This is a genomic window from Acinetobacter sp. ANC_7512 (assembly GCF_056779935.1).
The window spans coordinates 216,167-238,480 of the sequence record NZ_JBWYIX010000002.1 but is presented as its reverse complement, the minus strand read 5'-3'; the positions used below and the strand labels follow the sequence as shown (position 1 = coordinate 238,480).

The 22,314-nt window shown below is 40.3% G+C and carries 24 protein-coding genes; 5 read left to right on the top strand and 19 right to left on the bottom strand.

The window, feature by feature from the left end; all coding sequences use genetic code 11:
- Positions 1-30: 30 nt before the first annotated feature.
- The 4 genes from AC1M9H_RS03760 to ribF form a co-directional block, all read right to left on the bottom strand.
- Positions 31-513 (bottom strand): FKBP-type peptidyl-prolyl cis-trans isomerase, encoded by a 483-nt coding sequence (locus AC1M9H_RS03760; protein ID WP_035270560.1) that lies wholly within the window; start codon positions 511-513, stop codon positions 31-33.
- Positions 506-1,048, bottom strand: a complete 543-nt coding sequence (gene lspA / locus AC1M9H_RS03755; RefSeq protein WP_035270556.1) for a signal peptidase II — start codon at positions 1,046-1,048, stop codon at positions 506-508. Before lspA ends, AC1M9H_RS03760 begins: the two co-directional genes overlap by 8 nt.
- Complete coding sequence (gene ileS / locus AC1M9H_RS03750; protein WP_481592004.1) at positions 1,041-3,887, bottom strand: isoleucine--tRNA ligase; 2,847 nt, start codon at positions 3,885-3,887, stop codon at positions 1,041-1,043. The genes lspA and ileS overlap by 8 nt, the downstream gene beginning before the upstream one ends.
- 61 nt (positions 3,888-3,948) lie before the next feature.
- Positions 3,949-4,950: a riboflavin biosynthesis protein RibF gene (gene ribF, locus AC1M9H_RS03745; RefSeq protein WP_481592003.1), complete on the bottom strand. Its 1,002-nt coding sequence runs from the start codon at positions 4,948-4,950 to the stop codon at positions 3,949-3,951.
- Between the two features lie 201 nt (positions 4,951-5,151).
- On the opposite strand from ribF, the gene AC1M9H_RS03740 reads away from it, so the two are divergent.
- Positions 5,152-6,285 (top strand): TDT family transporter, encoded by a 1,134-nt coding sequence (locus AC1M9H_RS03740; protein WP_481592002.1) that lies wholly within the window; start codon positions 5,152-5,154, stop codon positions 6,283-6,285.
- 117 nt (positions 6,286-6,402) lie between these two features.
- Positions 6,403-6,969 (top strand): 5'-methylthioadenosine/S-adenosylhomocysteine nucleosidase family protein, encoded by a 567-nt coding sequence (locus AC1M9H_RS03735; RefSeq protein WP_481608689.1) that lies wholly within the window; start codon positions 6,403-6,405, stop codon positions 6,967-6,969.
- A gap of 77 nt (positions 6,970-7,046) precedes the next feature.
- Here the strand turns inward: AC1M9H_RS03735 and AC1M9H_RS03730 are convergent, their stop codons facing one another.
- The 10 genes from AC1M9H_RS03730 to AC1M9H_RS03685 form a co-directional block, all read right to left on the bottom strand.
- The gene (locus tag AC1M9H_RS03730) at positions 7,047-7,661 is read right to left on the bottom strand and encodes a TetR family transcriptional regulator C-terminal domain-containing protein (RefSeq protein ID WP_481592000.1); all 615 of its coding nucleotides are present in this window, start codon (positions 7,659-7,661) and stop codon (positions 7,047-7,049) included.
- Between the two features lie 315 nt (positions 7,662-7,976).
- Positions 7,977-8,771: an ABC transporter ATP-binding protein gene (locus AC1M9H_RS03725; RefSeq protein ID WP_481612782.1), complete on the bottom strand. Its 795-nt coding sequence runs from the start codon at positions 8,769-8,771 to the stop codon at positions 7,977-7,979.
- An 8-nt stretch (positions 8,772-8,779) separates the two neighbouring features.
- Positions 8,780-9,577: an aliphatic sulfonate ABC transporter permease SsuC gene (gene ssuC, locus AC1M9H_RS03720; RefSeq protein WP_481586967.1), complete on the bottom strand. Its 798-nt coding sequence runs from the start codon at positions 9,575-9,577 to the stop codon at positions 8,780-8,782.
- Positions 9,578-9,630: 53 nt separating this feature from the next.
- Positions 9,631-10,806: an FMNH2-dependent alkanesulfonate monooxygenase gene (gene ssuD / locus AC1M9H_RS03715; RefSeq protein ID WP_092766595.1), complete on the bottom strand. Its 1,176-nt coding sequence runs from the start codon at positions 10,804-10,806 to the stop codon at positions 9,631-9,633.
- A gap of 21 nt (positions 10,807-10,827) precedes the next feature.
- Positions 10,828-11,820 (bottom strand): sulfonate ABC transporter substrate-binding protein, encoded by a 993-nt coding sequence (locus AC1M9H_RS03710; RefSeq protein WP_481591998.1) that lies wholly within the window; start codon positions 11,818-11,820, stop codon positions 10,828-10,830.
- A 21-nt stretch (positions 11,821-11,841) separates the two neighbouring features.
- The gene (locus tag AC1M9H_RS03705; RefSeq protein WP_481591997.1) at positions 11,842-12,816 is read right to left on the bottom strand and encodes a sulfonate ABC transporter substrate-binding protein; all 975 of its coding nucleotides are present in this window, start codon (positions 12,814-12,816) and stop codon (positions 11,842-11,844) included.
- Positions 12,817-13,179: 363 nt separating this feature from the next.
- Positions 13,180-14,532 carry an amino-acid N-acetyltransferase gene (argA, locus tag AC1M9H_RS03700; RefSeq protein ID WP_035264904.1) on the bottom strand — a complete coding sequence of 451 codons (1,353 nt, stop codon included), beginning with the start codon at positions 14,530-14,532 and terminating at the stop codon, positions 13,180-13,182.
- Between the two features lie 150 nt (positions 14,533-14,682).
- A complete protein-coding gene (locus AC1M9H_RS03695) occupies positions 14,683-15,060 on the bottom strand; it encodes an RcnB family protein (protein WP_035264902.1) in 378 nt (125 codons plus the stop codon).
- A gap of 179 nt (positions 15,061-15,239) precedes the next feature.
- Positions 15,240-15,638, bottom strand: coding sequence for an RcnB family protein (locus AC1M9H_RS03690; RefSeq protein WP_092766593.1), 399 nt, complete (start codon positions 15,636-15,638; stop codon positions 15,240-15,242).
- 280 nt (positions 15,639-15,918) lie between these two features.
- Positions 15,919-16,074 carry a hypothetical protein gene (locus AC1M9H_RS03685; protein ID WP_171076739.1) on the bottom strand — a complete coding sequence of 52 codons (156 nt, stop codon included), beginning with the start codon at positions 16,072-16,074 and terminating at the stop codon, positions 15,919-15,921.
- A gap of 220 nt (positions 16,075-16,294) precedes the next feature.
- Between AC1M9H_RS03685 and dapB the strand changes: the two genes are divergently transcribed.
- Entirely contained in the window at positions 16,295-17,116 is an 822-nt protein-coding gene (gene dapB, locus AC1M9H_RS03680) for a 4-hydroxy-tetrahydrodipicolinate reductase (protein ID WP_035264896.1), read from the top strand.
- Between the two features lie 55 nt (positions 17,117-17,171).
- Positions 17,172-17,822: an START domain-containing protein gene (locus AC1M9H_RS03675; RefSeq protein WP_481612781.1), complete on the top strand. Its 651-nt coding sequence runs from the start codon at positions 17,172-17,174 to the stop codon at positions 17,820-17,822.
- An 18-nt stretch (positions 17,823-17,840) separates the two neighbouring features.
- Here AC1M9H_RS03675 and AC1M9H_RS03670 read toward each other — a convergent pair whose 3' ends face one another.
- Positions 17,841-18,251, bottom strand: a complete 411-nt coding sequence (locus AC1M9H_RS03670; protein ID WP_481594536.1) for a hypothetical protein — start codon at positions 18,249-18,251, stop codon at positions 17,841-17,843.
- 94 nt (positions 18,252-18,345) lie between these two features.
- Between AC1M9H_RS03670 and AC1M9H_RS03665 the strand changes: the two genes are divergently transcribed.
- Positions 18,346-19,788, top strand: coding sequence for an aminotransferase-like domain-containing protein (locus AC1M9H_RS03665; RefSeq protein ID WP_481595687.1), 1,443 nt, complete (start codon positions 18,346-18,348; stop codon positions 19,786-19,788).
- Between the two features lie 5 nt (positions 19,789-19,793).
- Here AC1M9H_RS03665 and AC1M9H_RS03660 read toward each other — a convergent pair whose 3' ends face one another.
- Genes AC1M9H_RS03660 through mutY form a run of 4 tightly spaced genes read right to left on the bottom strand, consistent with a single transcriptional unit; the run spans position 19,794 to position 22,271 of the window.
- Positions 19,794-20,363, bottom strand: a complete 570-nt coding sequence (locus AC1M9H_RS03660) for a DNA-3-methyladenine glycosylase I (RefSeq protein WP_481607156.1) — start codon at positions 20,361-20,363, stop codon at positions 19,794-19,796.
- 18 nt (positions 20,364-20,381) lie between these two features.
- Positions 20,382-20,627: a hypothetical protein gene (locus tag AC1M9H_RS03655; RefSeq protein WP_035264881.1), complete on the bottom strand. Its 246-nt coding sequence runs from the start codon at positions 20,625-20,627 to the stop codon at positions 20,382-20,384.
- 29 nt (positions 20,628-20,656) lie between these two features.
- The gene (locus AC1M9H_RS03650) at positions 20,657-21,181 is read right to left on the bottom strand and encodes a M23 family metallopeptidase (protein ID WP_481612789.1); all 525 of its coding nucleotides are present in this window, start codon (positions 21,179-21,181) and stop codon (positions 20,657-20,659) included.
- A 58-nt stretch (positions 21,182-21,239) separates the two neighbouring features.
- Positions 21,240-22,271: an A/G-specific adenine glycosylase gene (gene mutY / locus AC1M9H_RS03645; protein WP_481612780.1), complete on the bottom strand. Its 1,032-nt coding sequence runs from the start codon at positions 22,269-22,271 to the stop codon at positions 21,240-21,242.
- Positions 22,272-22,314 lie beyond the last annotated feature (43 nt).

Sequence of the window (22,314 nt, the reverse complement as noted above, 5' to 3'; positions counted from 1 at the left end):
TAAGGCGCTTTTTTATGTACGAATCAGGCATTACATAATTTTGATGCCTTGCTGACCTGCTGGTGTTACTTTGAAAATTTCAACTTCAAAAGTAATGTCCTTACCAGCAAGCGGATGGTTAAAGTCGACCTCAGTGATATCATCACCAACCGATTTAACCACACCATATAATGACTGCTTTGCTTTATCTTCAAACTCAATCATTTGACCTTCAGCAGGACGTTGCTCAAATTTAACAGTATCAAATTTTTGCACGTTCTCTTGGTTCCAAGGGCCAAAAGCATCTTCAGCAGGTAAACTTACTGTACGACGGTCACCCGCGCGTAAGCCAAATAAAGCTTTTTCAAAACCAGGCAATAAGCTGCCATCACCTATCACGAGGCTTACAGGTTCTTCGCGACTACGGGTATTATCAATTTCAACACCATTTTCAATGGCTACTGAAAAGTGTAAATGTACTTTTGAACCCGCTTCAATGCGAGTATCTTCATTTGGATTAATAAAATCAGTCATTTTGCGCTTCCGCACGTTGAATACGATGTTTCTCTAAGAAAAAAGTATCGATCAGCATTAAGATGGTACCTAAAGTAATGGCACTATCTGCAAGGTTAAAAGCAGGGAAGTGGCTATTGTTATAGTAGACATGAATAAAATCTACAACATAGCCTAAACTTACTCGATCAATAAGATTACCAATCGCCCCACCTAAGATGAGTGCGATGGCTAAAGGCAATACTTTCATGTTTTTTGGCATACGCATAATCCAAAACACAAAAATAACCGAGACAATTCCTGCAAGTGATGTAAAGAAATAACGTTGCCATCCACCGGCATCGGACAAGAAACTAAAGGCAGCGCCGTAGTTATGTAGTAATGTCCAATTTAAAAAAGGTAAAACAGGTACAGGGTCTGCATAAGTCAGATGTGTACTTGCTATCCATTTAGTCCATTGATCCAAAATAATGGCAACAATAGACAATCCTATCCACCACAAATTGTGGGGATAGAATTGGAATAAACCTTTTTTATTATTTTGTGGATTAGGCATATTTTCTCTCTTCGCCTTGACCTGTAGGGAGGTTAATAATACAACGACCACATAGTCCTGGATGTGATGGATGTGTATTCACATCAGGCAGAACATGCCAGCAACGAACGCATTTTTCGCCGTCAGCAGCAGAAACTTTCACATTCAAGCCTTCTAAGTCAGATACTTCACCTTGTGCTGCATCGAAACTATTGACCATCACTTGTGAAGTAATGAGAACGAAACGAAGTTCATCGCCTAATTTGTCTAGAACGGCTTTAAGTTCATCATTCGCCCAAAGCTCAACCTTAGCAGACAAGTTTGAACCCACAGTTTTCGCACCACGTGCTGCCTCGATAAACTTATTCACTGCCGATTTCACATTGATCAATGTTTGCCATTCAGTTTCTGATACGACATTGGCACTTGATGCAGTCGGAATATCATACCATTCAGCAGTGAAGACATATTTCTCAGTTTGACCGGGAATCAATGGCCAAGCTTCTTGTGCGGTGAACGTTAAAATAGGTGCCATCCAACGTACAAATGCTTGAACCAAATGGTACAACGCAGTTTGTGCAGAACGGCGTGCTTGAGAATCTGCTTTGGTGGTGTACTGACGGTCTTTGATAATGTCTAGGTAGAAACCACCTAAATCGTTGATACAGAAATTCGTCAGCGCACTTGTCACGATATGGAAGTTCATATCTTCGTAAGCTTTCTTAATGGTTTCTTGCACTTCTGAAGCACGTTGCAAGATGTATTGATCAAGTGCAATCAAATCATCAATCGCTAAGCAATCAGTCGCAGGTTGGAAACCATTTAAGTTTGCTAACAAGAAACGCAATGTGTTACGAATACGACGGTAACCGTCTGAGGCACGGTTAAAGATTTCTTTACCTGCGGTCATTTCATAACGGTAGTCTGCAGATGCAATCCAGAAACGAAGGCCATCAGCACCCATATCTTTAATGATGTCTTGCGGTGTGATGACGTTACCGATCGATTTCGACATCTTACGGCCTTTCTCATCGACCACGAAGCCGTGTGTCAACAAGCCTTTATACGGTGCGCGTTCGTTGATTGCCATTGAAGTCAACAATGAAGATTGGAACCAACCACGGTGTTGGTCTGAACCTTCAAGGTACAAATCAGCAGGGTCTTGTAGCTCTTCACGTTCACGAAGGACTGCAAAGTGTGTTGTACCTGAATCGAACCATACGTCTAAAGTATCTCGAACAGCGTTATAGCAATCTGCATCATCACCGATGAATTCGCGTGCATCACGGTTATACCAACCATCAATACCTTCTTGCTCGATTAACTTCGCAACTTCTTCAATCAATTCAGGTGTACGAGGGTGTAACTCGTTAGTATCTTTATGAACGAAGAATGGAATTGGCACACCCCAAGTACGTTGGCGAGAGATACACCAATCTGGGCGACCTTCGATCATCGCTTGAATACGGTTTTTACCCCAATCTGGTACAAACTCAATATCATTTTCAATCGCGTTCAATGCACCTTGGCGTAGACCTTGGGCATCCATGCTGATGAACCATTGTGGTGTTGCACGGAAGATAATCGGTGTTTTATGGCGCCAGCAATGTGGGTAGCTATGTTTAATCACAACATGTGCCCAAAGTTTGCCTGCTTCAGTCAATGCTTCAATAATTTTTGGATTGGCTTTGTAGATGTGCTCGCCTGCAAAGAGTGGCGAAGTTGGTAGATACACACCATTACCACCGACTGGGTTTTCAACTTTTAAGTTGTACTGTAAGCCAACTTTATAGTCGTCTACACCATGACCTGGTGCAGTATGTACAGCACCTGTACCGCTACCGTCAGTCACGTGCTCACCTAAGATTACAGGCACTTGGCGTTCAGCGATCAGTGGGTGTTGCAGAACAAGGTTTTCAAGTTTTGCACCAGTGAATTCTGCAATGACTTCAAATGCAGTAAAACCATAACGCTGAGTAGCTGATTCAACCAATGATTTCGCAAGAATGAAGTTTTGAGGTGCTTTGTCTTCACCTGTTGCTTTAACAAGTTGATATTCGAGATCAGCATGAAGCGCAACCGCTTGGTTGGCAGGCATGGTCCAAGGTGTTGTGGTCCAGATCACGATGTCGGTACGTTCAGCAATGTCTACACCCAAACGTGCAGAAAGGTCAGCTAAATCAACAACGCTGAAACCCACATCAATTGCGTCTGATTTTTTATCTTCGTATTCAACTTCAGCTTCAGCCAATGATGAACCACAGTCTAAACACCAGTTGACGGGTTTAAGACCTGGTTCGATATGACCTGCTTTGGCAATAGCACCCAATGAACGCACGATGTCGGCTTCTTGTTTGAAGTTCATCGTTAAGTACGGATTGTCCCAATCACCAAACACGCCCATACGCACGAAGTCTTTCTTTTGCAGTTCAACTTGTGTGTAAGCATATTCACGGCAGGCTTTACGGAATGTAGAAGCATCTACTTTTACGCCGACTTTACCGACTTTTTCTTCAACTTTAAGCTCGATTGGCAGACCGTGACAGTCCCAACCCGGTACGTATGGTGCATCAAAACCATCCATTACTCGGCTTTTAATGATGATGTCTTTTAAGACTTTGTTAACCGCATGACCTAAGTGAATTTGACCATTCGCATAAGGAGGGCCGTCATGAAGCACATATTTTTTCTTGCCAATACGCGACGCACGAATCTGCTGATAAATGTTGTCGGCATACCACTCTTCTAACCATTTCGCTTCACGTACTGCGAGATTTGCTTTCATTGCAAAGTCAGTACCTGGGAGGTTTAGCGTGGCTTTATAGTCCACTGCATTTTCAGGAGTTTGCTTATCGCTCATGCAAGTTGTCTTCCAATTTAATCAGTCTAAAGCTGACGCGTTTTACAAAAATTAAGGAGTATTAATAAGGAAAGTTGGGGTTATTTCGGCGAAACTCAAGCAGTTGCTCAACATCATCATCGATCCCAGCTTTGAGTGCTTCTAGCGAAGGATAATTCTTTTCGCCGTGAACAAAGTTCAAAAATGTTACCCGCATTAACAGGCCATACAGATTAGCAGAAACATCAGGGAAATGTACTTCTAATCGCCACTCTGGATGTTCCTGTTGGATGGCTGGTCGGGTGCCGACATGTCCTGCACCGAAAAGGGCTGTAGACTCATAACCAGCGATACCTGGATATTCGGCATTTTCATTGCGAACTTTGTCTTTTAACGATTCTGTTTCACAAATCACTTCAACACCATAGATACCATGTAAACAGGGCTTATGGCGGTTTAGACGAACATTGATAGTTGGAAAGTTAATGGTGCGACCGATTTGATCACCATATTGAACACGACCCGTAATGCTATACGGGCGACCAAGTAGCTCCGCAGCTTTTTTAAGGTCCCCTGTAGCCAAAGTTTGGCGTATTAAGGTAGAGCTAATACGCTCGCCATTCAGTTCAACGTTATTTAAATCGGTGACTTGAAAACCATAATCGCGCAAGAATTGGCTATTACCTTGTCGGTTTTTACCAAAATGATGATCTTCACCGAGTACTAGGCTTTGGGTATTCAGCTTGTATTTTAAAATATCAGCAAACTCTTCCGCACTTAAATTACGGAATGTGTCATCAAATTTGGCAACAACAATGTAGTCGATACCAAGTGCAGCCAAATGTTCCACTTTTTCACGTAATGAACTAATTCGTGGTGGTGCGTCGTAACTTTTAAAATATTCTAAAGGCTGTGGTTCAAAAATCATCACCACAGTTTTTAAATCTTGTTGTTGTGCTATGTCTTTTAATTGCTGAACCATCGCCTGATGACCCAAATGAACACCATCAAAATTGCCAATGGTGACGGCAGTTTTGGGCAATTGAAAGTTGGGCGCTAAAGCATTCAGACGGAGTAGCTTCATGGGCGAAATGGTGACTAAAATTAATTTGGGCTATATATTGCCATATTCTCACAATTTCGTCTTGTTGTTGTGTTTTTATTCAATACTTTCATTGCAGATTTTTATATCAATAAAATTTATTTTAAAAATAAATATTAATCAATTTTTCTTATTATGGAATTGGATTATGCTGTTTTTATCTTCAAGGCTATGGAATCAACCATGCGCGGACTTTTTCAAGATTTGACACAAGTGTCTGATGTGATCCGTCATTTTACACCAAACTGGTTTACGGTGAGTATGGGGACAGGTGTGGTTGCACTGATTATATCAGAATTTCCAGTGTTGAAAGGACTGACATGGCAGCTTGGGAAGACTTTATGGTATGTGAACATTGGCCTATTTTTACTGTTTAGTAGCCTCTATCTGTTACGATGGATCTTGTATACCAATGAGGCAAAGCAGATTTTTCAACATCCGATGATGAGTTTGTTTTTCGGTGCTATTCCTATGGCATTGGCAACCATCATCAATGGACTGGTGAAATATGGTCAACCTATCTATGGTGAACAGGCATTACGTTTGGCGGAAAGCTTATGGTATGTCGATGTGATTTTGGCGGTTGCAATTGCTTGGTTCGTGCCTTTTATCATGTATCAACGACAACAACATGAACTAAAAAGCATGACTGCTGTTTGGTTGTTGCCAATTGTGGCTTGTGAAGTCGCAGCCAGTAGTGGTGGCGTGTTACTCGCACATTTACCAGCAACGACACACAGTGTGGGAATATTATTGGGCAGCTATATCCTTTGGGGGATGTCAGTTTTACCGGCATTTGCGATTTTGAGTATTTTGATGTTACGTCTTGCACTACATCGACTACCACCGAAAGAATTAGCCATGAGCAGTTGGTTGGCTTTAGGTCCAATTGGTACAGGGGCACTGGCCTTACTATTACTGGGTGCACAAGCACCAACTATTCTTGCCAGTGTAGGCTTAGCAGGGTTAGGGGAGTTCTTACAGCAAGGTGGCATTTTTGCTAGTCTGATTTTATTAGGCTTTGGGCTGTGGTGGTTCGGGATTGCAGTGTTAACCACTTATCATCATGCCAAGCAAGGTTTGCCTTTTAACTTAGGTTGGTGGGGACTGACTTTTCCACTGGGGGTATTCAGCTTAGCGGTCTTGAGTTTAGCTGAGCAGCTGAATGTAGGCATCATTTATCAATTGGGTTATTTGCTCACAATGCTATTAGTTTTGCTTTGGCTTATTGTGATGAGTAAAACATTGGTCGGCTTTTATCGCGGGCATTTATTATTCTCACCGTGTCTAAAAAGCTATTTAGAAAATAAAGTCTAAGACATGTATAAAATAGATTGAAATCAAAAGCTGAGCGAGGCCTCAGCTTTTTATGTTTGCAGTTTATTCAACCTTGATTTTTAATGAGCAGCAATAATTTAGTCAATGAGTATCTGCATGTCTGATCTAGCCCTAATTATGGCCTTAGCAAGCGAATCTAAAGGATTATTCGAAGCTGAAAATATTGCAGTACATTACAGTGGTATTGGTAAGGTCAATGCAGCATTTAAAGCTTTTGAAGTGATTCAAAAAACGGGATGCACAACTTTGCTTAATTTAGGAACAGCAGGAAGTTCGCATTTTGATGCGCATTCCTTGGTTGAAGTAACAACATTTGTACAGCGAGATATGGATGTTTCACCGCTTGGCTTTGAAGTTGGTGTTACACCGATGGATCAGGAATTTCCCGCAGCGATTAACCTAGAGCCGTATTTTCAACATCTTCCCAAGGGCATTTGTGGGACTGGCGATAGCTTTGAAACTGGTGCGCCTAAGGTGCCATGTCAGTTGGTTGATATGGAAGGATATGCGCTCGCCAAAGTATGTAAGAAACTTGGCGTTCGTTTGATTTCCGTGAAATACATTACAGATGGGGCAAACGACACCGCACATTTAGATTGGGAGGAGAACTTGTTGTTGGGCGCTCAAAAATTATTGGCTTTATATCAGAGTATGGAACACTAGATTTTGAAGATTTTGGCGACCATAGAAACTATGGTCGTATGCCAGAGATCAATCTCGAAGAGATTTAGAGAAACCAATTATGGGCGAGGTAAAATACCATATAGCATCATATGCACCGTATGCTCGATGGTACGTTGATACATGGTGCGATTACGTAAGGTTTTTCCCGTCACCATTTCAGTTTGAGTGCTAAAATCAGCATAGTTTTGTGTGATTCCCCAAAGGTTAATAATTAAAACTTCAGGATCGATTTTGTCTGATATTTTGCCTTGCTCTTGCCATGTAGCAATCACTTTAGATTTACGTTTGAAGAGTTTTTTTAATGGACCTTTCAAAATTGGCAGGATATGTGGTGCGCCTTGGATAATTTCTAAAGCAAATAATTTTGATGCTTTATGTTGAGTACGGGAAACCTCAATTTTTTGCATAAGATATTGCGTAATCGCTTCAGCAGGCTCTAAATCAGCTTCCAACATTTGCAGTGGAGCTAACCATTTTTGCATGACTGTAGTCAGCACTTCGACATAGAGCGCTTCTTTATTTTCGTAGTAATAGAAAATATTCGATTTGTGCATTTCCGCGAGTTGTGCAATTTCATCTAAGCTTGCACCACTAAAACCATACACAGAAAACACATCTAATGCAGCAGCTAAAAGCTGTTGACGTTTTTGCGTACTCTTCTTTTGTTCCATCTCGTCAGTAAATTATAAAAAGGAACCTCAAATTGTACGGCAAAACGTGCGATTTGTGCACAAGGATTAGGCCATTTGCAAAAGAATATGAAGAATAATTGTGTAGTTAAGTGATAAAACTAATAATAAGACACATGTACAATCTATTTGATAAACAAATACATATTACTCATGTGGGAAATGCTGATCGAGAATATCTTTTAATTTAATTAAAAAAAGCCATTTATCAGTACGAAAAGTGTCTAATTTTCCGACGAAAATTAGACACTTCCATTTACCTTATTCAACAATTCAGAATGTCATATTTTGTATCGCTTAAGTTGAAAGTACGGCTTCTAAAACTTGTTGTTCAAGCTCTGCAAATTTGACATTTTTTTGTCGCGGTCGTGGTAAATCTACTTTGAACTGATGTGCGATATGACCTTTATCGAGCAAAATAATACGATCTGCTAACTGGACTGCTTCACTGACATCATGTGTCACTAAGATGGTGGTGAAGCCTTGTTCTAACCATAGTTTCTCGATTAGATTTTGCATGTCTAAACGCGTAAGCGCATCTAAAGCCCCCAAAGGTTCATCAAGTAATAGTATTCGAGGGGTATGAGACAAGGCACGTGCTAGCGCTGCTCGTTGACGTTGTCCACCTGAAAGTTGTGCAGGCCAAAGTTCAGCTTTTTCATTTAAGCCAACTTTTTCCAATAATGCTTCAGCCTTATCATGCTGGGATTTATCTAAGCCCAATTGCACATTTTTTAAAATGCTTTTCCATGGTAATAGGCGAGGATCTTGGAACATGACGCGGATGTCATCAGCGGTAATACCTTCACGAAAGTTCAGTGCAGATTTAAATTTAATCTCACCATAACTCGATTGTTCTAAATCCGCGATTAACCGTAACAACGTACTCTTACCACAGCCACTTCGACCCACAATGGCAACAAATTCACCAGGTTCTATATGTAGGTCTAAATCCTCTAATACTTTAACTTTGCCATAGAACTTGTGCAGTTGTTCAAGATTGATTTCTGCACCGATCTTTTGTGGAGCTGATCTGGCATGATCTGGAATGACATGTTCATCAGCGAGATTTGAAATACTTAAATCAGTCATACGCATTCCTATTTTTGATAGCCTGGATGCCAGCGTAATAAATATTTTTCTAAGGCAACCGCGAGTACATCCGCTAATTTACCAAGTAGGGCATACAGTAGAATCCCAACTAAAACGACATCTGTTTGTAAAAATTCACGCGCATTCATGGTCATGTAGCCAATTCCAGCTTGTGCTGAGATGGTTTCAGCCACAATTAACAGAACCCAAACTAAACCTAGTGCGAAGCGCAAACCAACTAAAATGGAAGGAAGAGCACCTGGTAAAATAATTTCTTTATATAACTGCCAGCGTGTTAAACCATAACTCTTGCCCATCTCGATCAGCTGAGGATCTACAGATCGGATACCGTGATACGTATTGATATAAATTGGGAAAAACACGCCAATCGCGACCAAAAATAATTTGGCAGATTCGTCAATTCCAAACCATAGAATCACCAATGGAATTAAAGCTAAAGCTGGAATATTACGGATCATTTGTAGGGTCGTGTCGAGTAACGTAGAGGCGACTTTAGATGAGCCATTTAACAATCCTAAAAATAATCCTAAGCCCCCACCAATCAGCAAGCCAATCAGTGCACGTCCCGCACTGACTTGGACATGTGTCCACAGTTCACCACTAAGCAATAGATGCCAAAAAGCCAAAACCACTGCGGTTGGAGCAGGCAAGACACGGCTTTCTAAAATGCCAGTGACTGAAGCAAGTTGCCAAATCACAATAAGAAAAATGGGTACTAACCAAGGCAACAAACGTTGCCCCAGTTGTTTGATTCCTCGAGAGAGAAAACCTTCAGCTTTAACCACCTTGGTTTTACTCAACACGATAGAATGTTTTTGAGTTTTATCTACCGCTGTTGTCATGCCGGCTCCTGAACCTGATCTCCTTTTTTATTTTCTTCAGGAGTATAGTTATTCGCGACAATCTCACCAAAAGGACCAGTCAGATTAGGTTGAGTCAGTTTTTGGCGTGTTTCTAATGGCAGAAGAGGGAATACCAATTCAGCAAAACGAATTGATTCCTCAAGATGCGGATAACCCGAGAAAATAAAGGTATTAATGCCTAAATCTGCATATTCTTGGATACGTGCCGCCACAGTTTCAGGGTCACCTACTAATGCCGTGCCTGCACCCCCACGGACGAGACCTACGCCAGCCCATAAGTTTGGTGACACTTCAAGTTTCGAGCGATCTCCATTATGAAGTTCAGCCATACGACGTTGACCAACAGAGTCCATTTGTTTAAATTTTTTCTGTGCCGCAGCGATGGTTTCATCATCAACATACTGAATTAATTCTTCAGCAGCTCTCCATGCTTCCTCGTTGGTTTCGCGGACGATGACATGTAAACGAATACCGTAATCTAGGGTGCGACCTTTAGCTGCCGCCTTAGCGCGGACATTTTCAATTTTTTCTTTAACCGCTGCTGGAGGCTCTCCCCAAGTTAAATAGGTATCTACTTGATCAGTTGCCAGTTCAACAGCATCATCAGAAGAACCACCAAACCACAATGGTGGATAAGGTTTTTGGACGGGTGGATATAATAATTTTGCATCATCCACGCTTAGACGTTCACCATGGAACGTGAAGCTTTCACCCGTATGAGAGCGTTTTAAAATTTCGCGCCAAATCGTAGTATATTCAGTCGCAGTTTTATAACGCGTTTTATGATCTTCATAGACGCCGTCACCTTTTAACTCTTGCTCATCACCACCAGTGACCAAGTTCAATAGAACACGGCCATTTGAAAGACGGTCAAAGGTTGCTGCCATACGTGCAGCCAGTGCAGGAGTGGTTACCCCTGGACGCAAAGCAACGAGAAATTTAAGATTTTTGGTGGCATCAATTAAACTTGCGGCAGTCAACCATGGATCTTCACAAGAACGACCAGTCGGGATAAGCACACCTTCATAACCTAGATTATCCACCGCCACAGCGATTTGTTTCATGTAGGCATGGTCGACAACACGTCCGCCTTTGCTTGTACCTAGGTAGCGACTATCACCATGAGTAGGAATAAACCAGAAAATTTTCATTACTTAAGTCCTTAATATGAGTTACTGACCAGTCCATACGACTTGGTTAATTTGTATCGGTTTAGGAATGATTTTGAGCTCAGCAAAGCGATCAGCCAGTTGTTGCTGATCTGCAATGACTTTCGCGGTTAAAGGTGCTGCATAAGATGGACGAGGTCGGCGCTGAACAAAGGTTTGGCTCACATTCGGCTTTAAACCTGTTGTTTTGGCAAAAATCGTTGCTGTAGTTTTTAAGTTCTTTTGAACCCATTTATCAGCAAGATTAATCTGTTCAATGACACCTGAAATCGCTTGAGGATGTTTGTCGATAAACTTGCCTGAAGCGAGATAGAACGTGTAATTCGGGCTCAGCCCTTGTCCAGTGGTCAAAACTTTTGCTTTATCTTCAAGTTCAGCAGCAGCGTAATACGGGTCCCAAATGGCCCATGCATCAACAGCACCTTTTTGGAATGCTGCGCGTGCATCAGCAGGACTTAACCAAATTGGTTTTACATCGCTCCATTGCAAACCTGCTTTTCGGACGGCTTGGACCAATAGATAATGTGAACTAGAGCCACGATGTACTGCGACACGCTTGCCTTTGAGGTGTTTAAGCTGAGTAATTTTGGATTTTTGCGGCACTAAGATTGCTGAAGAAAGAGGCTTCGCCGCCTCATAAGCAATGTAATGCAAAGGTTTGTTTCCTGCTTGAGCATAAACAGGGGGGGTATCACCTGTTGCACCAATATCCACTGAACCCACTGCAAGTGCTTCTAAAATTTGAGGACCACCAGGGAACTCATTCCATGTAATTTTGGCATTGGGAAATTCTTGCTCAAACAGTTTTTGCTGTTGAGCAATCACCAAATTTACGGAAGATTTTTGGAAGCCAATGCGTAATTCTTTCACTGAGGGATCAACAGCCCATGCAGCTGAGCAACCCAACATCGCACAGGCAAATAGCATCGTTGTCATTGAATGACTTGAGGTTTTAAACCAAGTGTGTGCTGTATTTCCTGATTGATGTTGAGTCATGTTCATCACCTTTTCATGTTGTTATTTGGGTGTAGGCGCAATAATTGCGGCCTGAATATTGATTTTGTTTGGAATTAACTTCTGTTGATGGAATACATCGGCAACTTTTTGCTGATGTTGAGCAACTTCAGTACTAATTGGATAAACGCCGAAGCTCATACGTCCAATTGAGGTTTGAAGAATTTTGAAATCTAGGCCTGTAGGCTTCACGAGCAGTTGAGCGGCTTCATCTTTATTGGAAGCAATCCAATCTGATGCTTCATTAAGTTCTTGAACAACGGTTTGTATAATTTCAGGATTCTGTTCAACGAACTTACGATCAGCCATATAGAACTGGTAGTTATTGGCATTCCCTTCGCCAGAAGCGAGAACACGTGCGCCGATTTGATGCTCTGCCGCTGCAAAGAACGGATCCCAGATTACCCATGCATCGACTGCACCGCGCTCAAATGCTGCGCGAGCATCCGATGGTGGTAGGTAAACCACTTCAATATCATCAAGCGTCAAATGATTCTTTTCTAAGATCTTCAAGAGAAGATAATGAACGTTAGAACCTTTGTTTAACGCTACACGCTTACCTTTAAGTTGTTGAATATCTTTGATGTTCGAATTTTTTTGAACAATCAACGCTTCAGCGCGTGGAGTCGCAGGTTGATTTGCGACATAAACCAAATTTGAATTCGCTGCTTGGGCAAAAATAGGGGGTGCTTCACCGACTTCACCAAATGAAACACTGCCGACATTCAAACCTTCTAACAGTTGTGGTCCACCTGGGAACTCTACCCATTTCACTTGAATGTTTTGATCCTTCAAAGCGGCTTCTAATTCACCACGTTCTTTAATCACGGGCAGTAAGCCATATTTTTGATAACCGATATTTAACACTTGGGTTTTATCTTCTTTTTTTGAGTCGCAACCAGTGAGTAGCAAAGCACCTGTTAACGCAGAAGACAAAATGAGTGTTTTTTTCCAAAGATTAGCGTTAAAGCTGCTCATATTGAAAATCCTGAAAACTTAAAAATAAAAAAAATCAAAAAAATAAATGCGTCATGTAACGCGCCTAAGTTAATGAATTTTCTATTTCGTAAAAAATAAGAATTCAGGAATTCCTAATGAATAAAAAAGATAAAATTAAAAGAGAAAAAAATATCTAAAAAAATGCAAAAGGCTCAATCTAAGAATAACGATATTTTTGTTTCTAAGTTTATGAAATATATAAATATATATTAAAATATTAAATTGTGATAAGGATATGATTTGTATGAATATATCGAATGATTGTGAAGATAGTTCACCTAGGAATATCGATATATAAAAGAAAGATAAAGCAGTTCATAAGGGTGCAATAAAAAAGCCACTTTAGAGTGGCTTTTTACAAACAATTGAGTTTCTTTGGAAATTATAAAGTGCCTGACGCGCTTGTGGTAAGTCATCCACCGATGCTTTGACAAACCCTTGTTCCAAAAACCAATGTGCGGTTCGTGTCGTAAGAATAAATAACTGTTGGATATTAGACTTTTTTGCTTTCTCTTCTAAATAGTGCAAGATTTGGCTACCACGATTTGATTTGCGGTAACTTGGATGTACTGCCACACAGGCTATTTCTGCAGAACGAATTTCATTTGATTCAGTTGGTATTGGATATAATGCTGCACAAGCCAGAACCATACCGTCACGTTCAATCACAGCGAAATGATCAATTTCATTTTCTAAGCGTTCTCTAGAGCGGTATACCAAAATGCCTTCTTGTTCTAATGGCCGTAATAAACTGATTAATCCACCGACATCCTGAATCGTCGCTGTGCGGACTTCTTCATAATGTGCATCGGTGATCATCGTGCCATGCCCATCACGAGTAAATAATTCTTCGATTAATGCACCATCATGTTCATAAGATAATAAATGAACGCGGTTAACGCCATTTAAAGAGGCTTCCTTGGCATTTTGTAAATGCAATGCCAATTCATAATTTTGCTCTAAAGCAACGTCAATATGTTGATCTAGCTGATGCGGGGTCACTTCGCGCAACAACTGCTGTGGGCTTTGCATTAAACCTTGTTCGGAACCGAGAAAAATGAGTTTATCGGCACCGAGTTGGATAGCTGTTTTGGTCGCCACTTCTTCAGCAAGCAAGTTATAAACTTCACCAGTGGTTGAATAACCTGAGGGGCCAAGCAATACAATATTGTGATTGTCCAAATGTTTTTGAATCGCATCTGCATCGACTGAACGCACTTCACCGGTAAGTTGAAAATCGATACCGTTACGAATGCCATAAGGTTTAGCTGTTATAAAATTACCAGATACCACATCAATGCGAGCACCATACATGGGTGAATTTGCAAGTCCCATAGACAATAAGGCTTCGATTTGTAAACGGATTGAGCCTACGGCAGACATGACCGCACCTAATGAGTCACGTGTTGTTACTCTACGATGATTATGAAAAGGGCTATCTAAATTCTTCTCAGCAAGATTTGCACTGATTTGTGGTCGTGCTCCATGAACCAGAATGAGTCGAATGCCGAGAGAATGTAAAAGGGCAATATCATGAATAATATGTTGAAAATTTGGTGATTGAACTGCTTCGCCGCCAAACATTAAAACGAAGGTTTTATTACGATGGGCGTTGATATACGGCGCTGAGTTTCGGAACCAATGCACATATTGCTGTGTCATATTTTGAGTTGTATCTATTGAGTCCGATTGCATGCATGTACCGATAGAAGCGGGAAGTGGTCATCAGATTCTAAACAAAAAAATGATTTTCCACACCTGCATTAAAATAAAGACATAAAAAAGCCCAAACTGAGTTTGGGCTGAGTGCAGGGAAGATCAATTTGAGAAGATCTAGGAATAAGCTTATCCGATGATACGCACGATGCGATCTGTACGCTCATTCACTAAGACATAGTCTCCATTAATTTTGTACCACTGCTGGTTACGCGCCGCTTTAGGTAGATTCTTCGCTTGTCGATCACTTAACTCAAATTTTGAAGAGTTGAATTGACGTGGTAACTGTTGACCTACTCGCCATTGACGGCTTGGATTTACATTTTGGAAGCCACGATTTTGTTCATAGCGGTCATGTTGATATTTCCCAGGCTGACCTTTATTCCAATGCGCTGGTGGTGGAGTTGGTTTTGAATAGTGACGACCATCGTCATGTGGACCAGCCATCGCAGATGTTGCCAATAAACCACTCATTGCTAATGTAAGTACTGATACTAACTTTTTCATGTGGGATACCTCTAACTTTGTTATTTATCCGATATCGCTAAAGTACAAAATGATTTGAGATAAACCGTGGAGAGATATAGTCAATTTGTGAAATGTATGAAGAAGTGATGAAGATGAATGATTAGGATTGAACTCAACAAAAAACCCGACATGAAGTCGGGTCGATTTAAACGTCAAAATTAATCTTGCTGGATTTTCAAAATGCTATTGCTGTTTGAATCCACCAGAATAAAGTCATTATTCACTTTGTACCATTGTTGGTTTTTACCAGGTTTTGGTAGGTTATGATCTTTATATTCGGTTTTATAACTATTGCCACGATAGTGTTGAGGCATGACGTAGCCAGTTTGCCATTTATGTTGACGTAAACGTTTTACGCCACGCTCTTCTCTGTTTTTACGACGATCTTGGAACTCTTGATCTGATGAAGCATCATATTGAGTACGTTTCTCAAATCCTTTACCACGTTCACGTGAACCTTTATCTTGGTAGTCATCAGAGTAAGGAGCAGCATTGGCAATATTTGCTGTAAATATTGCACTTAAAGATAATGTCAAAACTGTCATAATCTTTTTCATATTCCGCCCTCGTTGACCTTATAAATTGGGGTTCACACTAATGTACTGAAAAAATGCAGAGAAACTGTGAAGATAGAATGTAATTTAGATTAAAAATAACGAGATAATAAGAACATATTTTAATAGGAATGAAAATAGAAACCGATGCTTTAGCTGAGCAATCAATGCTTTGAGCAATTTTAAATTTTGAATCCTAATATGATTTTTAAATTGTAAATATTTTAATAACACAGAAGATGATTTTCTTTTAAATAAGAAAAATCATCTGATCCGTTTCATCTCAGTGCCACTGATTATGATATTCCTGCAATTGTTGAATAGCTTCGATAATGATCCACGCAGTTTCGGCATGATCTAAACCTTGAACTAATGAAGCATCCAACTGTAACTGTTCGATCGTTTGGATCGTTGATAATTTTCGAGCTTGGTCTGCCATATTATTTCCTTATAAAAGTGTTGAATTTCATGGCATTGATCATAGTTAAAATTTATAAATATAAAAAACCGAATATTTTTCTTAATTTAATCTAATTATTCGATTAAGGTTCAAATCAAATGCTTAAAAGACAGCATAATTTTTTATATCGATAAACTTAGCGTATGTATAGACTTTTGTTATAGTAAGAACAATTTTAAAGCAACACTAGGAATAGGTTATGTCTGTCGCTCCGCGTATTGGGATTTTAGGTGCTGGTGGCCGTATGGGTCGTACATTGATTCAAGCAGTTCAAGATGCTGGTTATCAATTAGCAGCAGCGGTAGAGCGTCCAGGCAGTAGCCTTATTGGCGCGGATGCAGGCGAATTAGCGGGTATTGGTACACTTGGTGTGAAAGTCGTGGGTGATATCCAAGATGTTTTAAATGATTGCGATGTATTTATTGATTTTACTGCACCAGTTGCAACTGAACAGCATTTGAAACTGTGCCGTGAGGCTGGTGTTGCATTAGTGATCGGTACGACGGGAATGAACGATGAGCAAAAAGCATTTTTAGATGAAAGTGCAACGATTGCTCCTGTAGTGTACGCAGCAAACTACTCCGTAGGCGTGAATGTATCCATTAAACTTTTAGAATTAGCATCTAAAGTCTTTGGTGACAGTGTCGATATTGAAGTGATCGAAGCACATCATCGTCATAAAGTTGATGCGCCATCAGGTACTGCTTTAATGATGGGTGAGGCGATTGCTGATGCATTAGGTCGTGATTTGAAGCAAGATGCGGTGTATCACCGTGAAGGGCATACTGGTCCTCGTGAACGTCAAAGTATTGGTTTCCAAACCATTCGTGGTGGCGATATTGTGGGTGAACATACGGTAATGTTTATTGGTGAAGGTGAACGTGTAGAAATCACACATAAAGCCACGAACCGCATGAATTTTGCTGCAGGTGCAGTACGTGCCGCTGCTTGGGTTGTCGGTAAAGCACCGAAAAAATATGACATGAAAGACGTTTTAGGCTTCAACGATATCAAAGTTTAAGTTTAAAAATACTGCGTGATCATCTAAATAATAATGTTAAATATGAAGAATAAAAATGAAGAAAATTTCTATGATCTGCTTGCTTGTCAGTGCCATTGGCCTGACAAGCCAAGTTCAAGCCAATGAAGCCTCTCGACTCACCATTAACAAAAACAATATTAAAGTGTGGACGATGCAAAATCCTGATCATCCTGTGTTGTCCTATCGTGCTGAAACAGTAGTCGATGCTTCACTCGAAAGAGCAGTTGCAATAGTTTTGGATGTGGAAAATGCAAAATCATGGGTACCCAATGTCGGTTCAGCACAGGTGATTTCTCAAGATTTGAAGCAAGGGGAATTTAAACTCTACATGGTGTTAGATTTTCCATTTCCTTTGAAAGATCGAGATCTGATTGTGCAAGGGAAAATGTATAAGGATTCAAAAGGTATTGTTCATATTAAGAATAAAGCTTCGCAAACGGGAAAATCGAAGAATCCTCAGTATATTCGGCTGCAACACTATGTTGGAGACTGGAGCTTTGAACAGATTGGACCGAATAAGGTGAAGGTCAGCACTTCAGGATATGCGGATCCAGAAGGTGCAATTCCACAAAGTGTGACCAATATGTTTGTACAACAGCAGCCTTATCAAATGTTGCAAAAAATGAAAACTGAATTAGCAAAATCTCAATCTGTGCAGATATCGTTACCAGATATTTTGAAATAATGACTTTAGATCAGGCATTTAATCATTTTTCAAAGTGTAAGCTGTAAATTGCTTTAACTCTGCTGCTTGAGGCAAATGAAAACTCAAAATTGGTTGCTTTGTCTTAGATGCCTGATCCAATAGAAAAACTTGGTAGGTCTGTTTTTTGGAATCATCACATTGAAAATTTAAATTTTTTTGTGTGGGACTATTGAGCTTGACCGCATGATCAGAAGATACGGTGTAAAGGTAAATTTTCTCCTGCTCTGGAGATTCAATACTTTTTGTAAAACGATAATGACTGTTGTGCGTCACTTTCAAGAAGCCATCAATTAATGATGTACAAATAAATTTTTGCTCAAGTGCAACTTGATCGATCGCATGCTCTGGTTGGCAAGCTGTCAAAAGTGTTACCAAGGGTAATATCAAATATAATTTATCGTTGTTCATATGGCCTCCTGTGTGTTTTTAGCTGTAAGACCATCATAAATTTGCTAGGTTTATAGATACAGATACACACATTTTATAAAAATGAGCACAGTTCATGTTTCAGTATCAAATCTTAGCCAAACATATCAAACAGAAAATTCTGAGTGGAGAACTGTGTTCAGGACAGAAGCTCATTTCCCTTCGGCAATTTTCAGCATTACATGCCGTCAGTTTAAATACAGCAAAAAATTGTTATGCATTATTGGAATCGGAAGGGCTCATCACTGTTAAAAATAAATCAGGTTATTTTGTACAACATTTGAAATCCAAAAATGATCAACCAGTATTGCCTTATCATCGTGAATTTGAAGCTGAAGCAAAGGATATCAGTAACTTAGATTTGCAAATTGAAATACAGGAGTCTTCAACCAATAATCGATCAATTCATTTAGGTGCAGTACAAATCTCTCCAAATCACGTGCCTGTAGATGCAATCCGAAAGTCAATTCAACGCGCTTTAAAACACAGTCAACCAGAAGATTTCCTTTACAGTAATCGACAAGGGCATTTGAGATTGAGACAAGCTTTATCAGACCATTGGGCTGAAGATGGTTTTTATATCAATCCAGACGAGATTTATATCACCAATGGCTGTATGGCTGCGTTATCACTCGTGGTTCAGCTCTTGACCAAGGAAGGGGATGGCATTGTGATTCCAACCCCAAATTTTAATGGTCAATTACAGTTGTTAGGGACACTGAAACGCAAGTTGATTGAGATACCTGCAAATGTGGATGGTTTTGATTTAGAACGCTTAGAAAGAGCAATGCAGCACCCCGATACCAAAGCCTGTCTATTGACTGTGAATTATCAAAATCCACTAGGATTTGAGCTTTCAAATCATGATAAACAGAAAATTGTGCAATTGGCTGAACAATATCAATGTTATGTGATTGAAGATGATATTTATGCTGAATGTAGTTTTAATTTACAGCGACCTTTACCGATCAAACATTGGGATGAAGCAGGCTATGTCATTTTATGCAGTTCAATATCAAAATCATTGTCGAGCGCATATCGAGTAGGTTGGTTTTGTTTACCGCCGAGGCTTAAATATTTGCATCGTCAAATTGTCATTCAAAATGTCAGTGTGAATACACCTTTGCAATTGGCTTTGGCTGACCTGATGTATAGTAGAGCCTATCGTGAGCATCTACTCCGATTAAAACCAAAATTAAATCATCAAGTTGATGCATATCGAAAAACGATATTAAACGCTTTTCACGGGATCGACATTGGGTTAAGTCAGCCGGATGGTGGTTATGTTTTATGGCTGCAATTGGCGACACATATTGATGGTTTAGAACTCTATTATGCTGCACGTCAACATGGTATTAACATTGTTCCCGGTGATGTTTTTGGAGAAGAACGCCGTTATAAAAATTATATTCGCTTAAATGCAGGGCATGAACTAACTCATGAAATTCATGACTCCATCGTGTTTTTAGCGGATTGGGTGAAACAAAAAATGAGGTCATCATCCCAAGCACCTTCTTAAAAAGATTATGGCGCTAAACTAAGCTTTTTAAAGCAGTGATTTTCATGATCATCAATCATTCCTACCGCTTGCAGATAAGAATAGATAATGGTTGGACCCACGAATTTAAAACCATTCTTTTTTAGAGTTTTAGACAGTTGCAGGCTTAATTCGCTTTGTGTTGGTGCTAAGCGATAGTCTGGCACAGAATGAACTTTGGGTTGATGCCCTACAAAACTCCATAACCATTTGACCATATCAGGCATGATTTGGCGCATATTCAACCATGCTCGAGCATTATCTCGAATCGCCTTTAGTTTACCTAAATGACGAATTATGCCCGGATCTTGTGCTATTTCGAATAAATGTTCATCTGTAAAAGTCGCAATTTCTTCAATGGTGTATTGAAAGAAATGATATCGATATCGCTCGCGTTTTTTTAAAACAATAACCCAAGCGAGTCCTGCTTGCTGACCTTCTAAACAGAGCATTTCAAATAAGGTGTGTTCATCATATACAGGCACACCCCATTCTTGATCGTGATAATTAATATAAATCTGCTCATCGGAGCACCAGCCACAGCGTTGAATCGTCATGCGAATGCTCTGAAGTGATCAAATGGTAAAAGCAACCCACTGATCGTTTTGATTGTCCCAAAAGAACAACTCTGCCTGTTCTAAATCCGAAAAATTAATCCAGAAATCTTTACCTGCTTTATCTGCAAACCCAGTGCTAATCAACAGAGCTTCTTCGGTAATTTCCATAATCCAGCCCTGATGGCTTTGTCCATTTAAGACAATACGTTGTTGATTGCCAGACTCTGCAAATTCAACTAGACGATTTATCAAGGCTTCTGACATGAAAACTTCCTAATAATAAAAACTTTAATTTAACGTAAATAAGGGTATGGATTGACAGGGCCTCGACCGCGACCATCTAAGTAAATTCCATAATGTAAATGAGGGGCAGTATGTCGAGCATTACCCGTATTGCCGACATAACCAATATGGTCACCTCGTCGCACGAAGTCACCCTCATTGAGACCTTTTTTATGCTGATCTAAATGCGCATAATAATGCCAAGAACCAGCGGGTCCTAAAATCCAAATGACTTTCCCACCCAGCTTATTATCGCGCATACTGCGAACAATTCCATCAGTTGCACTATAAACTTTTGTACCACGAGCCGCCAAGATATCAATGCCTTCATGTGTTCGACCGTGACTTCGTGATGCACCCCAAGTGTCAGTGAGTTGTCTCGCTTTTACACCTTGTACTGGGATAGGTAATTTGCGGTCCAAAGGAAGCATATGTAAGCGAGCAACGAGGGTTGGGTCAAGCGGCCTTTGTTTTGGAGGTTGGCTACTGCAGGCAACAAGTAAAATAGCTACACTTAGGATGATGTAATGTCGCAAATACTTAGTCACTCCAACTCCTTGATTGATACAGCCACACTTATTTGAATCGACTATGTCACAATTTCACGGCTGAGATCAATTTTTTCATCGCAGTTGGAATGCCCATTTCTGTTACAACTTGTGGAGCGAGCCATTCACCTCCTAATTCTGTTTGGAGGTATTCCATCTGGTCGAGATCAACATGGAAAATATGTGCATTCAGTAACCAGGTAAAGTGGGTGAAACTGTGTGAAATTTGAGTTGGTAATTGATTACTCACCAAACCATATTGCTGAGTCAATTGACTAAATTCTGAAGTTTCATCAATGATGGGTAAGGTCCATAAACCACCCCATAAGCCTGAATGCGGACGTTGTTGCCATAACCATGTATTTTCAGTACTTCGCAGTAATAAAACATCCGCAGTCTTTATAGGCACTGCTTTTTTTGGCTTTTTAAATGGTAACTCTTGTGTCAGACCCTGCTTTAAAGCTTGGCATTCTGACTGCATTGGACAGTACAGGCAAAGTGGTTTTTTAGGAGTACAAATTGTTGCACCCAAATCCATAATGGCTTGCGTGTAATCATGGTTGCGTTGTTCAGGACAGAGTTGCTCGGCTAATTCCCACATTGCACGTTCATGGACAGGCTTTGATAAATCATCTTCAATGGCAAAGAAACGTGCTAAAACACGCTTAACATTTCCATCCATTATCACGCCGTATTTGCGTAATCCAAGTGACATCAATGCACCAGCAGTTGATCTACCTATTCCTGGCAGGGCCATCCAAGCTTCTAAAGTCTCTGGAAAATGTCCATTTTGACTTACGATTGTGGCTGCTTTATGCAGGTTGCGAGCACGCGCATAATAGCCTAGACCTGCCCAGTAAGGAGCAACTTCATCCCAAGTAGCACGACCTAAATCGGTGACCGTCGGAAAGCGCTGAATAAAACGATCATAGTATTTCAGAACAGTTTTCACTTGGGTTTGCTGCAACATAATTTCAGAGACCCAAACTTTGTAAGGATCATCTGCGACTTGCCATGGCAGGTCATGTCGACCATGTACATCAAACCAATCCAGTAACGCAGTTGAAAAAGAAAACATGAAAATACCATTAATACAATCTGTGCTCAGTATAACCAATCTA

Coding starts and splice junctions, on each gene's coding strand:
- AC1M9H_RS03695 (WP_035264902.1), bottom strand. CDS start 15,060: ATGAAAAAGTTAGTATCAGTACTTACATTAGCAATGAGTGGTTTATTG.
- lspA (WP_035270556.1), bottom strand. CDS start 1,048: ATGCCTAATCCACAAAATAATAAAAAAGGTTTATTCCAATTCTATCCC.
- AC1M9H_RS03670 (WP_481594536.1), bottom strand. CDS start 18,251: ATGAACAACGATAAATTATATTTGATATTACCCTTGGTAACACTTTTG.
- AC1M9H_RS03655 (WP_035264881.1), bottom strand. CDS start 20,627: ATGTCAGAAGCCTTGATAAATCGTCTAGTTGAATTTGCAGAGTCTGGC.
- AC1M9H_RS03685 (WP_171076739.1), bottom strand. CDS start 16,074: ATGGCAGACCAAGCTCGAAAATTATCAACGATCCAAACGATCGAACAG.
- AC1M9H_RS03660 (WP_481607156.1), bottom strand. CDS start 20,363: ATGACGATTCAACGCTGTGGCTGGTGCTCCGATGAGCAGATTTATATT.
- ileS (WP_481592004.1), bottom strand. CDS start 3,887: ATGAGCGATAAGCAAACTCCTGAAAATGCAGTGGACTATAAAGCCACG.
- AC1M9H_RS03725 (WP_481612782.1), bottom strand. CDS start 8,771: ATGACTGATTTAAGTATTTCAAATCTCGCTGATGAACATGTCATTCCA.
- AC1M9H_RS03705 (WP_481591997.1), bottom strand. CDS start 12,816: ATGAGCAGCTTTAACGCTAATCTTTGGAAAAAAACACTCATTTTGTCT.
- AC1M9H_RS03675 (WP_481612781.1), top strand. CDS start 17,172: ATGAAGAAAATTTCTATGATCTGCTTGCTTGTCAGTGCCATTGGCCTG.
- dapB (WP_035264896.1), top strand. CDS start 16,295: ATGTCTGTCGCTCCGCGTATTGGGATTTTAGGTGCTGGTGGCCGTATG.
- AC1M9H_RS03740 (WP_481592002.1), top strand. CDS start 5,152: ATGCGCGGACTTTTTCAAGATTTGACACAAGTGTCTGATGTGATCCGT.
- argA (WP_035264904.1), bottom strand. CDS start 14,532: ATGCAATCGGACTCAATAGATACAACTCAAAATATGACACAGCAATAT.
- mutY (WP_481612780.1), bottom strand. CDS start 22,271: ATGTTTTCTTTTTCAACTGCGTTACTGGATTGGTTTGATGTACATGGT.
- AC1M9H_RS03760 (WP_035270560.1), bottom strand. CDS start 513: ATGACTGATTTTATTAATCCAAATGAAGATACTCGCATTGAAGCGGGT.
- ssuD (WP_092766595.1), bottom strand. CDS start 10,806: ATGAAAATTTTCTGGTTTATTCCTACTCATGGTGATAGTCGCTACCTA.
- AC1M9H_RS03735 (WP_481608689.1), top strand. CDS start 6,403: ATGTCTGATCTAGCCCTAATTATGGCCTTAGCAAGCGAATCTAAAGGA.
- AC1M9H_RS03710 (WP_481591998.1), bottom strand. CDS start 11,820: ATGACTCAACATCAATCAGGAAATACAGCACACACTTGGTTTAAAACC.
- AC1M9H_RS03730 (WP_481592000.1), bottom strand. CDS start 7,661: ATGGAACAAAAGAAGAGTACGCAAAAACGTCAACAGCTTTTAGCTGCT.
- AC1M9H_RS03690 (WP_092766593.1), bottom strand. CDS start 15,638: ATGAAAAAGATTATGACAGTTTTGACATTATCTTTAAGTGCAATATTT.
- ribF (WP_481592003.1), bottom strand. CDS start 4,950: ATGAAGCTACTCCGTCTGAATGCTTTAGCGCCCAACTTTCAATTGCCC.
- AC1M9H_RS03665 (WP_481595687.1), top strand. CDS start 18,346: ATGTTTCAGTATCAAATCTTAGCCAAACATATCAAACAGAAAATTCTG.